The 12,270-nt window shown below is 60.0% G+C and carries 12 protein-coding genes; 3 read left to right on the forward strand and 9 right to left on the reverse strand.

The window, feature by feature from the left end; genetic code table 11:
• Window positions 1–68: 68 nt before the first annotated feature.
• The 5 genes from ihfA to XMD517_RS01525 all read right to left on the reverse strand — a co-directional run bounded on the left by ihfA (window position 69) and on the right by XMD517_RS01525 (window position 3,697).
• Window positions 69–371 (reverse strand): integration host factor subunit alpha, encoded by a 303-nt coding sequence (ihfA, locus tag XMD517_RS01505; protein ID WP_173487336.1) that lies wholly within the window; start codon window positions 369–371, stop codon window positions 69–71.
• Between the two features lie 115 nt (window positions 372–486).
• Complete coding sequence (locus XMD517_RS01510; protein ID WP_173487335.1) at window positions 487–1,461, reverse strand: beta-ketoacyl-ACP synthase III; 975 nt, start codon at window positions 1,459–1,461, stop codon at window positions 487–489.
• Window positions 1,458–2,540, reverse strand: a complete 1,083-nt coding sequence (gene plsX, locus XMD517_RS01515) for a phosphate acyltransferase PlsX (RefSeq protein WP_173487334.1) — start codon at window positions 2,538–2,540, stop codon at window positions 1,458–1,460. Before plsX ends, XMD517_RS01510 begins: the two co-directional genes overlap by 4 nt.
• 93 nt (window positions 2,541–2,633) lie before the next feature.
• Entirely contained in the window at window positions 2,634–2,843 is a 210-nt protein-coding gene (gene rpmF / locus XMD517_RS01520; protein ID WP_055189173.1) for a 50S ribosomal protein L32, read from the reverse strand.
• A 278-nt stretch (window positions 2,844–3,121) separates the two neighbouring features.
• The gene (locus tag XMD517_RS01525; RefSeq protein ID WP_173487333.1) at window positions 3,122–3,697 is read right to left on the reverse strand and encodes a DUF177 domain-containing protein; all 576 of its coding nucleotides are present in this window, start codon (window positions 3,695–3,697) and stop codon (window positions 3,122–3,124) included.
• A gap of 217 nt (window positions 3,698–3,914) precedes the next feature.
• Between XMD517_RS01525 and XMD517_RS01530 the strand changes: the two genes are divergently transcribed.
• Window positions 3,915–4,367 carry an outer membrane protein assembly factor BamE gene (locus tag XMD517_RS01530; RefSeq protein WP_173487332.1) on the forward strand — a complete coding sequence of 151 codons (453 nt, stop codon included), beginning with the start codon at window positions 3,915–3,917 and terminating at the stop codon, window positions 4,365–4,367.
• Between the two features lie 90 nt (window positions 4,368–4,457).
• Here the strand turns inward: XMD517_RS01530 and msrB are convergent, their stop codons facing one another.
• Window positions 4,458–4,868, reverse strand: a complete 411-nt coding sequence (gene msrB / locus XMD517_RS01535; protein ID WP_173487331.1) for a peptide-methionine (R)-S-oxide reductase MsrB — start codon at window positions 4,866–4,868, stop codon at window positions 4,458–4,460.
• A 153-nt stretch (window positions 4,869–5,021) separates the two neighbouring features.
• Between msrB and XMD517_RS01540 the strand changes: the two genes are divergently transcribed.
• The gene (locus tag XMD517_RS01540) at window positions 5,022–5,807 is read left to right on the forward strand and encodes a GNAT family N-acetyltransferase (RefSeq protein WP_173487330.1); all 786 of its coding nucleotides are present in this window, start codon (window positions 5,022–5,024) and stop codon (window positions 5,805–5,807) included.
• A gap of 127 nt (window positions 5,808–5,934) precedes the next feature.
• A complete protein-coding gene (locus XMD517_RS01545; RefSeq protein WP_173487329.1) occupies window positions 5,935–7,758 on the forward strand; it encodes an ABC-F family ATP-binding cassette domain-containing protein in 1,824 nt (607 codons plus the stop codon).
• Between the two features lie 149 nt (window positions 7,759–7,907).
• Here XMD517_RS01545 and XMD517_RS01550 read toward each other — a convergent pair whose 3' ends face one another.
• The 3 genes from XMD517_RS01550 to XMD517_RS01560 all read right to left on the reverse strand — a co-directional run bounded on the left by XMD517_RS01550 (window position 7,908) and on the right by XMD517_RS01560 (window position 12,170).
• Window positions 7,908–9,446 carry a trimethylamine methyltransferase family protein gene (locus XMD517_RS01550; RefSeq protein ID WP_254449984.1) on the reverse strand — a complete coding sequence of 513 codons (1,539 nt, stop codon included), beginning with the start codon at window positions 9,444–9,446 and terminating at the stop codon, window positions 7,908–7,910.
• 273 nt (window positions 9,447–9,719) lie between these two features.
• On the reverse strand, window positions 9,720–10,361 hold the full coding sequence (locus tag XMD517_RS01555; RefSeq protein ID WP_173487327.1) for a hemolysin III family protein: 642 nt from the start codon (window positions 10,359–10,361) through the stop codon (window positions 9,720–9,722).
• Window positions 10,362–10,772: 411 nt separating this feature from the next.
• Window positions 10,773–12,170, reverse strand: a complete 1,398-nt coding sequence (locus XMD517_RS01560; RefSeq protein WP_173487326.1) for a pyridoxal-dependent decarboxylase — start codon at window positions 12,168–12,170, stop codon at window positions 10,773–10,775.
• Window positions 12,171–12,270: the final 100 nt, after the last annotated feature.

The raw sequence follows: 12,270 nt of genomic DNA on the forward strand, positions 1-12,270 counted from the left end.
GTTTTGCCCGGATATTTAGTGGAAAATAGAAACAAAGGGGGGGTATCCCCCTGAAAACACGTAAATAATCAGCTCTTGTTGCCGACCGTGACACGGTCTTTCATCAGATGGGACGGGCGGAAGGTCAGCACGCGGCGTGGGCTGATCGGAACCTCTTCTCCGGTCTTCGGATTGCGACCCACACGGGCAGCTTTTTCGCGAACGGAAAAGGTGCCGAAGGATGAGATCTTGACGCTTTCACCATTGACCAGAGAGTCGGACATATGGCCCAGGACACTTTCCACCAACTGCGCACTTTCATTGCGCGACAGTCCTACTTCGCGGAATACAGCTTCGCTCAGATCCATGCGCGTCAAAGTCTTTTCACTCATCGTTTGTCCCCCTGTAATGTTGTTGCAGAGAGAATGAGTGCTTTGGGGGAGGCTGTCAATAAGCACCCCCAAAATCAATGGCTTGTGTCGTGATTTGCAGGCAAAAGCCTGCCGGTTACCAGCGCAGGACCACCGCGCCCCAGGCAAGCCCGCCACCGATTGCCTCGGTCACGACAAGCTGCCCTTCTTTGATCTTTCCGGACTTGCGCCCTTCGTAAAGGGCCAGCGGGATCGAGGCGGCAGAGGTGTTGCCATGGTCCTGGACCGTGACAATCACCCGGTCCATCGGTACGCCCATTTTCTTCGCAGTGCCCTGAATGATGCGGATATTGGCCTGGTGCGGCACAATCCAATCCACGTCATCATCGGTGAACCCGATCTTGCCCAAAGCGGCTTCGGCGGTCTCGGTCAGTTTGCCGACCGCCTGCCGGAACAGGGGGTTGCCCTGCATCCGCAGGAAGCCCGATTTCTGGGTGGTTGAGACGCCGCCATCCACATAAAGCATTTCGCGCATGCGCCCGTCTGAATTCAGGTCGGCGGACAGGATGCCGCGATCCGTGTTTTCACCGCTGCTCTCCTGCGCTTCCAGCACCAGGGCCCCGGCGCCATCCCCAAACAGCACGCAGGTGGCGCGGTCCGTCATGTCAAGGATGCGCGAGAAGGTTTCGGCCCCGATCACCAGAACACGTTTGGCCTGACCGGACAGGATCAGCGCATTGGCATTGGTCAACGCAAAGACAAACCCTGCGCAAACCGCCTGCACGTCAAAACCAAAGCCGCGGGTCATGCCCAACTCGTTCTGCACCATGGTGGCAACCGAGGGAAAGGTCAGGTCCGGGGTGGAGGTCGCCACGACAATGGCGTCGATATCATCCGCGTCCAGACCGGCATCCGCGAGGGCTTCACGCGCGGCCTTTGCAGCCATTTGCGATGTGGTCTCATCCTCTGCCGCAAAACGGCGCCGTTCAATGCCGGAACGCGCCCGAATCCATTCGTCGGACGTGTCCACAATGCCTTCAAAATAGGAGTTTTCCACCACGCGTTCGGGCAGATAATGCCCAACGCCTTTGACCACCGCGCGAATTGTCATGCCTGCTCTTCATCCTTCGTTGACATGTCATCTTGACGTAGGGTTCCCGAGGATGCAACCCGTGCGGCAAGTTTCTGGTTGAAGCCCGACCGGGCCAGCGTGAAGGCCAGTTTGACGGCTGATGAAATGGCCACCGGATCCGCCGATCCATGGCTTTTCACAACCGTGCCGTTGAGGCCGAGGAACACGCCGCCATTGGCGCGACGCGGGTCCATGCGCAGCTTGAGCCGCCCCAGCGACGCCTTGGCGATCAGCGCGGTCAGCTTGGCCAGAACGGTCTCGGTGAAGCTTTCACGAATAAAGCCTGCCATCAGGTTGGCCGTGCCTTCGGCGGTTTTCAGCGCCACATTCCCGGTGAACCCGTCCGTGACGATCACATCCACCTGATCCGAGGGGATATCGACGCCTTCGACAAAGCCGACAAACTCGATATTCGCATCCTCTGCCGCGTTGGTGATCAGCTCATGGGCCGATTTCAGAACCGGGTGTCCCTTGTGCTCTTCCGTGCCGACATTCAGCAGGCCGATGCGCGGGCGGGCGATGCCCAAACCGTTGCGCGCATAGGACGCGCCCATCATTGCATATTGCAGAAGATCGGTGTCGTCGGCGCGAATATCGGCCCCAACGTCCAGCATGATGTTGAACCCGCCGGGATTGCGCGAGGGCCAGAGGCAGGCAATCGCAGGGCGGTTCACCCCGGGCAGCTTGCGCAGGCGGACCATCGACAGAAGCATCAGCGCGCCGGTGTTGCCGCAGCTGACCGCCACATCCGCTTCGTGGTTGCGCACCGCATCAATGGTGGCCCACATTGAGGTCTCTTTGCCATTGCGCATGACATAGGACGGTTTGGCATCCATCGTCACCACTTCCTGGGTGTGACGGATTTCCACCCGGCCCTGCAAATTGGCTTCGCGCGCAATCAACGGTTCAAGGGTGGGTTTGTCGCCATGCAGAAGAAACCCGATATCCGGGTTCTTCTCTGCAGACAGCGCAAGGCCGGCAACCACGGCTGCCGGCCCACGATCGCCGCCCATGGCGTCGATCGAAATAATGGTGCGTTTCGGGGCGTTGCTTGTCATTCTTAATTGTCCCTTGGGCGCTGGGGCCCTGCCTGTGGGCCACCCGTGCTTTAGGGACTTTCCTGACATGCCCGCCCCAAGAGGGCAAGAGCCTTACGCTGCGTCTTCGTCGTCGAAGTCAGCTTCGCCAGCCATGGCCACCACTTCACGGTCGTCATAGTGACCGCAGGAGGGGCAGACGTGGTGCGGGCGCTTCAGCTCGCCGCAATTGGTGCATTCGTTCGGGTTAGCAGCAACCAGAGCGTCATGTGCGCGGCGGTTGTTGCGGCGCGATTTCGAAACTTTGTTCTGTTGGACAGCCATCGTCTCAACCTTTGGTTTGGGGGCGCGGGGCCCGGGTTTAATCGGGGGCAATCACGCCCATGTTCATGTTCAGTTTCCTGAGTCTCGGCGCGTCATACGCGATCTCGCGGGCGCTGTCCAACTCATCTTGCAGAAAGAAGCCGCGAAAATACGTATTTTCTGTCATGTTGCAAGGGGGAATGGTGCAAAAGGTGAAATCGACTGAAAGCGCGTGGCCCGGGACGGGTGTCCCGGGGGGAACTGACCGCTTGATCCGACTGCGGATCGGGCCTGTTGGATCAGTTGTCGGATGGGTCAGATTCGCCTGACAGCTTGTCCCGCAACCCGGCAAGCCCCGCAAAAGGCCGTGCCGCCTCATCCGTCATCGGAGTGTTGCCCGGTTCGGTGAAATTCTGAGTTTCAAGTGCGGCCCCCTCGGCGCGCGGGTAAAGCGGCAGCGCCAGCGCCAGCGCCTCGACCAGCACCTCGCCCAGATCAATCTCCGTACCAAGCGGTTCCTGGGTGACGTCATCGGGCATCTCCACCTCGTCACCTTCCGGGGCCGTGACCAGCCCTGCAATCCAGTGGCGGCTGACCTCGTCTTCGATCCGGGTCGTGACAGGCGCCAGGGTGACAACACAGTCCTGTGTCACGGTGGCCCCAAGGCGCGCCTTCATTTTCCAGTCGCGTTTTCCCATCGGCGCGAGGGTGCCGGTAAAGCGGATTTTGCGCAGGGCGGGCACGCCAATATCTGCCGCAACCGCCCGGCACTGCGCCTCGCTTGGGATGATCTCAAAGGCGGTGGCCTCATGTGGGCTCAGATCCGCAACGCGGATCGGGTGGCTGAAGGGAAGGGCGTCTTTTGGCTGGGTCATGATGTATGTTTCTTGAACGTTTTGCGATCCTAGGGTAAGCCGATACGCGAGACAGGTAGGAAAACGCAAGATGCCATAAGGACCTGTGAGCAGACAAACCTGTATTACAAGGGTGTTTGCGGACGGGTTTCCCGCGGTTTGGTCACCATGCCCAACCGATGACGGTTTGCGCAAGCCCTGTCTGGTGAAATTTAGCGATGCGTCTTGAGGGGGGCCAATGTCAAAATTGAAGCGCGTGGGGCTGGCAATGCTGCTGGCGGGCGCCGTGGCGGCCTGCTCGGCGACCTATCGTAATCACGGCTATATGCCGACGGATACGGATATTGCTGCCCTTCAGGTGGGTGTCGACACCCGTGAAAGCGTGGCGGAAACCGTCGGACAACCGGGCACCAGCGGTCTGTTGACCGACGGGGGCTGGTATTACGTGCAGAGCCGGTTTGAGCATTTCACCTATAATGAACCGAAAGAGATCGACCGTCAGGTTCTGGCCATCAGCTATGACACCGCCGGTAAGGTCGCCAATATCGAGCGATTTGGCCTGGAAGATGGGCGTGTGGTTGTTCTGGACCGGCGTGTGACCGAAACCGGGATCGTCGGGGTTGGCTTCCTGCGCCAGCTGTTCGGCTCGCTCGGGCGGCTTAATGTCGGGGATATTATCAGCGGGAACTGACCCGGTTTTTGCAAGATGATAGATGAAATCGCCCGGATCACCGTCCGGGCGTTTTCATGCCTGTTGGGGGCATACCTGTTGGCACGCGTGTCAGCCCTTTTTGGCCCCGGTGCCGGGTTCGAAACTCAGGCAAACCCCGTTGATGCAATAGCGCAGGCCGTTTGGGCCGGGGCCGTCCGGGAACACATGCCCCAGATGGGCGCCGCAATCGTCGCAATGCACCTCGGTGCGGGTCATGCCGAAACTGTGGTCAACCTCTTCGCCAATCGGGGCGTCGTCACGGGGGGCGGAAAAGGCGGGCCATCCGCAATGGCTTTCGAACTTTTCCCCCTTGTCAAACAGGGCGGCCCCGCAGCAGACGCAGTGAAAGACACCGTCGCCCTCGGGAAAGCCGGGATGCGAGTAGGCGCGTTCCGTGGCGGCCTTTCGTGTGACCTGAAAGGTCAGTTCGTCTTGCAGCTCGGCGCGCCATTCCTCGTCGGTTTTGGTCACTTTGGTCATGTCGCCTCTCCCTTTTCGCTTTTCTTGATCTCATCCAATATGGTTGGATCAGGCAAGGGTCATACTGCTGTCACATAATTGTGCCAGCGAGCAGACCGGTAGAGCCAATAGTTAGGGTGCGCGCGGGATGGCGCCAAGGGCGGAGAAACAAGGATGCCGAAAACGTGTGCCCCCCGTTACCGGGTGCGTCTGGCCGATGGGGAGGGGGATCGGATTGCAGCGCAAAAGCTGCGGTTTCGGTGTTTCCGTGCCGGGCAGGCCAACCAACCCGATCCCTCCGGGCAGGAACCCCGTGACCATGACGCGTTTGACGCGCATTGTCGCCACGTGTTGATCGAACGGATGGAGGATGGGGCGTTGATGGCCTGTTTTCGCCTGTTGCCGCTTGCCTCCGGGGCCGAGATCGCGCGGAGCTATTCCGCGCAATATTACGACCTGTCCGCGCTGTCGACCTATTCGAAGCCATTGCTGGAACTGGGCCGGTTCTGCATTGCTCCCGACGGGGTGGAGGAGGCGGATGGGGCGGATATCCTGCGCCTGGCCTGGGGTGAGATCACGCGGGTGGTGGATGCGGAAAGGATTGGACTGCTGTTCGGGTGCAGCTCTTTTGAAGGAACAGACGTGGTGCGCTACCTTGATGTCTTTGGGGTTTTGCGCCAGGCCCATCTGGCCCCGGCCCAGCATGCCCCCCGACGCAAGGCCCCCGAAGTGGTGCCGTTTGCCAAGGACGATCCGGGTGGGCGGCCCCCCGACCGAAACCAGGCTTTGCGGCTGATGCCCCCCTTGCTGCGCAGCTATCTGAGTATGGGAGGGTGGGTCAGTGATCACGCGGTTGTGGATCGTGACCTGAACACGTTGCATGTGTTCACCGGGGTGGAAATTGCCGCCATCCCCCCCGGTCGGGCACGCCTGCTGCGGGCTTTGACACAGGACGGGTAGGGAAGGGGCTTTGCCCCTCTGACTGCGTCATTCACCCCAGGATATTTTTGACCAGAAAATAGGCGGAGGTGGTTTCTGCTGCGGCTTTGGCGTTGACCTGTCGCATCAGGCCGCCTAACTCCTCCTCATGGCACGTATACCTCTTTTGCAAATGTCCGGAATTTCGCTGACCTTTGGGGGCGATCCTGTTTTTGATGATCTTGATCTGGTGGTGCAGCCCGCAGATCGTGTGGCGCTGGTCGGGCGCAACGGGTCAGGGAAATCCACCTTGATGAAAGTGATGGCCGGTATGATTGAGCCGGACCAGGGGGAGCGGGTGCTGTCGCCCGGGGTGTCCGTGGGGTATATGGAACAGCACCCGGACCTGTCTGCTTTTGCCACATTGGGCGATTTTGCCGTGAGCGGGCTGGAACCCGGCGAGGAGTATCTGGTTGAGCGGGTGGCCGAGGGGTTGAAGATGAACCTTGAAGCGCCGGTAGGGACCGCCTCTGGCGGAGAGCGCCGGCGGGCGGCGCTGGCGAAACTGCTGGCCGAAGCCCCGGATCTGATGCTGCTGGATGAGCCGACCAACCACCTCGATATTCAGGCCATTCAATGGCTGGAAGACGAACTAAACTCCACCCGTGCAGGCTATGTTCTGATCAGCCACGACCGCGCATTTCTGCGCAATCTTACCCGTGCGACCCTTTGGGTGGATCGCGGACAGGTGCGTCGGCAGGAAAAGGGATTTGAGCATTTTGAAACCTGGCGCGACAAGACCTGGGAAGAGGAAGACCAGAGCCGCCACAAGCTCAATCGCAAGATCAAATCCGAAGCGCGCTGGGCGGTCGAAGGGATATCGGCGCGACGCAAACGCAACCAGGGGCGGCTGCGTGAACTGGCCAAGCTTCGCGACGAACGCGCGGGTCAGATCAAACGCAAGGGCACGGCTGAGATGGTGCTTGAGGCAGGGCCGAAATCCGGCCGTCGCGTGATCGAAGCACAAGGTATTTCAAAGGCCTACGGGGACAAGCTGATTCTTCGTCCATTTGACCTGCGGGTCATGCGCGGTGAGTGCGTGGCCTTTGTTGGACCCAATGGCGCGGGCAAAACCACGCTTCTGAAAATGCTCATTGGTCAGGAAACCCCGGATGACGGCTCTGTCTCGTTGGGGACCGGCATTGAAATGGCGGTGTTTGACCAGAACCGTTCGACCCTGGTGGAAGATGACAGCCTGTGGGAAAACCTGACCGGGGATCCGGAGATGCGCGTCTCTGGCAAGGCCGACCAGGTGATGGTGCGGGGAAATCCGAAACATGTTGTGGGCTATCTCAAGGAATTTCTCTTTGATGAGGCGCAGGCCCGGGCACCCGTCAGGTCCTTGTCCGGCGGGGAAAAGGCGCGGCTGATATTGGCCAAGATCATGGCGCGGCAATCCAACCTGCTGGTGCTCGACGAACCGACCAACGACCTTGACGTGGAAACGCTCGACCTGTTGCAGGACATTCTTGGGTCGTATGACGGCACGGTGCTGCTGGTGAGCCACGACCGGGATTTCCTGGACCGAGTGGCGCATCGCACCATTGCGATGGAGGGCAACGGGCGCGCGACGATCTACCCCGGAGGCTGGTCTGATTATCAGGCGCAGAAGGGCGAAGAAGACCCGGCGTTGCCGGCAAAGAAAAAATCCAAGCCCGCTGAGAAGCCGAAAGCCGAAAAATCCGCTGCCCAAACCACCGGCCTCTCTTTTACCGAACAGCACCGGTTGGAGGCATTGCCCGATGAAATTGACCGCCTGATGGCCGAGATTGCCAAACTTGAAGAGTTCCTGATGGATCCAAACCTCTTCACGGATGCGCCGATCAAGTTCAAGAAAGCCTCGGAAGGGTTGGCAGAACGGCAGATAAAACTCGCAAGCGCCGAAGAAGAATGGATGGAGCTGGAGGAAAAAGCCGAGGCGGCGAAATCGTAGTTCCTTCGCTTTTTTCTTGCCCAAAATACCTTGGGGTGAGCCGCGCAGAGGCGAGGGGCAAAGCCCCTGACCCGAGCGAAGCGAGGCCCTGCCCAAGGCTGTCGACCGGCAGGTCGTAAAGGCGCGGGAGTGTGCCCGCGCGCGTCAGATCACCCTTTCAGGTGAATGTTGAATTTGGCCCGGATCTCCGCATCCAGCACGGGATCCAGGGCGGCCTGCGACGGCTCCGCCAGAATGGCCTCCTTGCGTTCGGTCGCTTTGGCGATCAGGTCTGGTTTGTCATTCTCTGCCCATTCCTTGGGCGAGGTCCGATCCCCATATGTCGGATAGACATAATCCGCCTGCATCCGGCTGAGGGTCTGTGGGGTGCCAAGGTAGTGACCCGGCCCCTCAAGGCAGACCGAGGCGATCTGATCCAGTGCAAGCGTCTCATCCGTCACTTCGATCCCGCGCACCACGCGCTGGGCCTGTCCAATCAGGTCATCGCCAAGGATCAGGCTTTCATGGCAAAACCCCAGCAATGAGGCATGCATGCCGGCCGCCTCATAGACCATGTTCACACCGGCCAGCCCGGCGGTGACATTGGAACACATCTGTTCCCAGCCGGCCTGCATGTCCGGCAGTTTCGCGTCTGATGCCCCAGCGGCTGCTCCGCCGGGCAGACCGTAGAAGTGGTGCATCTGTGCACATCCAGAAGTCAGCAGGGCCTGCTCTCCTGATCCCACCGACATGGCACCGGTGCGCAGGTCCAGACCGAAGGGCCAGGTGCCCATGATGGCCGGGTGGCCGGGCTTGATGGCATTGACATAGACCAGACCAGCGAGGCATTCGGCCGTGGCCTGCACAATGGCACCTGCCACGGTCGAGGGGGCGGTGGCGCCCGCCATGCCCGCAGACAGCAGCAGCACCGGCATACCGGCCTTGATCACCTCTTCCATCACCTGACAGCTTTCGGTGGCAAATTTCATGGGTGGCACCACAAAGCAGTTGGAGTTGGACACGAAGGGCCGCTCGCGCCATTTCTCTTCGCCGCCCGCCATCATGTGCAGCAATTCCATGGCCGGTTTCACGAAATCCGGTTCGGTGAAAGAGACGCCGATATGTTTGGTGGTGCCGGTCACGCAGGCGTAGATTGAATTCAGGTCCATCTCGCAATTGTCGGCGATGTCACGGCAGACCATGGGGCGTTGCAGGAAGTGGATATTGTCCAGACGATCCGCGATACGGGCCGCGTCATGCAGGTCCTGCACGGTGCTGTCGCGGTAGTTGCGGCCCTGCGCATCCACCATGCTGACCGCAGCGCCTGCGGTGCCGTAATGGACACGGTTGCCGCCCAGGTCCAGATCACGTTTTGGATCGCGCCCATGCAGGGTGATCTGTTTTGCCGCCATGGCCAGGCTGTCTTCTACCAAAGCACGCGGAAAGCGCAGACGCCCGTCTTCGCCCAGGATGGCCCCCGCTTTGGTCATGTATTCAATGCCACTGGGGGGCGCATCGGCAAGGCCGATTGTCTCCAGCGCCTCAAGGGCGGCGTTGTGGATGCGCAGCACATCCGCATCGGAAAGCGGTTGATAGGTGCCGCCCTCCATTCCGGGGCGCACGGGGCGGATTGCGTCGGTCAGGGGGGCTGCGCGCAAAGCTTTACGGGCTGCGCGACCGCCGGAACGGCGGGCAGAAGGTGAACTCATATCAAGGTCCATTTTTCAGAGAGTGTATTTTGGTGTGGAATGCCAAAGCCACGGGAGAAGTCGCGGCCCGTGCTCAGCTGCCACCCGGTCGCCCACGTGCGGCCCGGCCCCGTTCGGCGCCAATGGTCCTAACCACAATGGAAATGAGCCAGTTAAAGCTGTCCATTTCGTCCTCCCTGTTTCCAATAAGAAACGAGTGCAGAACGTGATTCTTTTCCGTTTGCGTCATAATCTCATGTCGCAATTGGACGCTGTCACGACGGAATGTAACGATTAACCCCGCAAGATCATGAACATGGCCACATAATGCATCCCGGCGGCGATCAGGACATGCCCGTGCCAGATGGCGCGGTTGAAAGGCAGGTGATCACGCAGGTGAAACAGTGTGCCCAATGTGAACAGCACGCCGCCGCCGACCAGCAGGATCAGGACGCCAAGGCTGAAAGAGGCAATCAACGGACCTATGGCCAGAACGGCAAGCCAGCCCTGCATCAGCATGAGTTGAAAGGTGAACCGTTCAAACCGGCCAAAAAAGAACAGTTTCAGGGTGATGCCGATCACGGCGATGGTCCAGACTGCCAGCATCAGGGCCACCCCGTTGGTGCCGCCAATGCCAATCAGTGCAAGCGGGGTGTAGGAGCAGGCGATCATCAAGAAGATTGCAGCGTGATCAAAGCGGCGCAGCACGGCGCGGGCCTCGCGGTGAAGGGTCATGTTATAGGCGGCTGAAAGCAGGAACGTGGCCAGCAATCCGGCGGTGTAAATGGCCACCAGCGGCAAATGCCCCATTGGCCCGGCATGGGCCGCCCAGATAATTAACCCGGTGGCACCAGCAAGGGCGGCAATCACCCCCAGCCCATGCACGACACCATCGGCGACATATTCTTGAAATGTGAATTCTTCTCCAAACTCCATATCGCTACCCCTTGCTTATAGGGTTTCGGGATAAACTTGCGACACATGGTTATTCCGAAACGCTTTAAATGCTGCTCATGCGGGGTGTCGAAGGGTTTGCAAAAAACTGCTCGGCAACACGCCCACAACCAATCTCGTGCAGGGCGACGTGACCTGTAATGTCCGTGATCCGTGCCTGACGCACGGTTCAATGCCATGAGTTCGGGATCCTTCTGGATGTGACTTTCTGTGCAATGTCGGACATGAAGGCCTATCGCCTTGGGACCGGTCCTTTCATGTTAGCGCAAAATCGAGGCGATTTGTGGGCAAACCTGATCAACTCATTGTCAGGATGCCGGAAACAGTCCCGCCTGCGCCTGATGACCTGTTCTGATCATCAGGATTTCATGAACATGTAAAGATTTCCTTGCCTTAGAGGTCGATTGCAAGTTCCGAGAGCACTTTCGGCACCATCATCACATCCTCCCGCAGGCAATCGAACTGGCCGACCTGCACACGAATGACAAATTTCCCCTCATGATTTGTCTGGGTCAGATAGATGCGCCCGTCGCGATTCACCCGCTCCAGAAGGGCTGCGGTTTTGGCGTCGTCTTGATATTGGAAGGTGAACAAAGAGAGGATCGGCGGGGTGGTGATCTCGAACCCGTCCAGTTTGGCGATGGCCTCCGCGGCTTCTTTTGCCCAGGTGACGTGGTTGCGAATGCGGCTGCGCAGGCCCGTCAGGCCCTCGGCGCGCAACAGGAACCAGATCTTCAGGGCGCGGAAGCGGCGGCCCAGCGGCAGGGTCCATTCATTGTAATTCACGACCTCATCCGTTCCCTGCGTTTTCAGGTAATCGGGTCTCAGCCCCATGGCCCCGATCTGGGGGGCAGGGTCCCGCAGAAACTGGATTGCGCAATCGAATTGCGCGCCCAGCCATTTATGCGGGTTGAAGACAATGCTGTCGGCGGCGTCGATCCCTGCCCAAAGCGTGCGGAATTCTTCGCAGATCATCGCGGATCCCGCCCAGGCCGCGTCCACATGCACGGTGAGGCCATGGGCATGCGCGACCTTGATGCAGTCGCCCACCAGGTCGCAGGCCCCGATCGAGGTGCCCCCGACACAAAGCACGACGCCTGCCGGTTTTCGGCCCGCGTCACGGTCGGCGCGAATAAGCGCATCAAGCGCCGCCGGGTCCATCGACCAGGTGGCGTGGTCGGGCAGGGTGGGCACCTTGACAAGGTTATCCTGCCCGATGCCGCACAGGCGCACCGCCTTGTCGACGCTCGAATGGGTCTGGGCGCTGGCATAGATGCGCAGGGTCGGGCCACCGGCCAGCCCTTTGCTTACGCCCTCATGACCAAGGGCAAGTTCGCGCATCGTGGTTACGGCGCAAAAGGTGGCGGTGGTGGCGCTGTCGTGAATGGTGCCGGTGAACTCCTCGGGCAGGCCCATGCCGTCGCGCAGCCAGCGGATCACCAGCTCCTCCATCTCATTTGCGGCCGGGGCGGTCTGCCAGAGCATCGCCTGACAGGCCATGGCATTGGCCAGTTGTTCTGCCAGCAGTGAGGCGGGGGCAGCATTAGCTGGGAAATAGGCGAAAAAGCGCGGGTGCTGCCAATGGGTCATCGCATCCGGCACCAACCGGGTGAAATCGTCAAAAATCGTTTCGATCGGTTCGGGGGGTTCCGGCACCGGTGCGTTGATTTGTGCCAGAAACGCGCCGGGCGTGATGTCCGGACGCACCGGGCGTGCGCGCAGCCCCTGATGGTAGTCGCGCGCCCATTCGGCGGCTTTTGTGGACCAGGTGACCAGATCGTCGTGGTTCATGTCGAGCTTCCGTTTCCCTGTATCAGTCGTATCGCCTGTTCTGTTGTAGACCACCTAGTGGCGCTCCGGGGACTGCAAGTCTTTCCCCGGCAGGCAAAAG

This window comes from Aliiroseovarius sp. xm-d-517, from assembly GCF_013283135.1.
Classification (GTDB): domain Bacteria; phylum Pseudomonadota; class Alphaproteobacteria; order Rhodobacterales; family Rhodobacteraceae; genus Aliiroseovarius; species Aliiroseovarius crassostreae.

Coding starts and splice junctions, on each gene's coding strand:
- XMD517_RS01545 (WP_173487329.1), top strand. CDS start 5,935: ATGGCACGTATACCTCTTTTGCAAATGTCCGGAATTTCGCTGACCTTT.
- XMD517_RS01530 (WP_173487332.1), top strand. CDS start 3,915: ATGTCAAAATTGAAGCGCGTGGGGCTGGCAATGCTGCTGGCGGGCGCC.
- plsX (WP_173487334.1), bottom strand. CDS start 2,540: ATGACAAGCAACGCCCCGAAACGCACCATTATTTCGATCGACGCCATG.
- XMD517_RS01555 (WP_173487327.1), bottom strand. CDS start 10,361: ATGGAGTTTGGAGAAGAATTCACATTTCAAGAATATGTCGCCGATGGT.
- msrB (WP_173487331.1), bottom strand. CDS start 4,868: ATGACCAAAGTGACCAAAACCGACGAGGAATGGCGCGCCGAGCTGCAA.
- XMD517_RS01550 (WP_254449984.1), bottom strand. CDS start 9,446: ATGAGTTCACCTTCTGCCCGCCGTTCCGGCGGTCGCGCAGCCCGTAAA.
- XMD517_RS01540 (WP_173487330.1), top strand. CDS start 5,022: ATGCCGAAAACGTGTGCCCCCCGTTACCGGGTGCGTCTGGCCGATGGG.
- XMD517_RS01525 (WP_173487333.1), bottom strand. CDS start 3,697: ATGACCCAGCCAAAAGACGCCCTTCCCTTCAGCCACCCGATCCGCGTT.
- rpmF (WP_055189173.1), bottom strand. CDS start 2,843: ATGGCTGTCCAACAGAACAAAGTTTCGAAATCGCGCCGCAACAACCGC.
- XMD517_RS01560 (WP_173487326.1), bottom strand. CDS start 12,170: ATGAACCACGACGATCTGGTCACCTGGTCCACAAAAGCCGCCGAATGG.
- XMD517_RS01510 (WP_173487335.1), bottom strand. CDS start 1,461: ATGACAATTCGCGCGGTGGTCAAAGGCGTTGGGCATTATCTGCCCGAA.
- ihfA (WP_173487336.1), bottom strand. CDS start 371: ATGAGTGAAAAGACTTTGACGCGCATGGATCTGAGCGAAGCTGTATTC.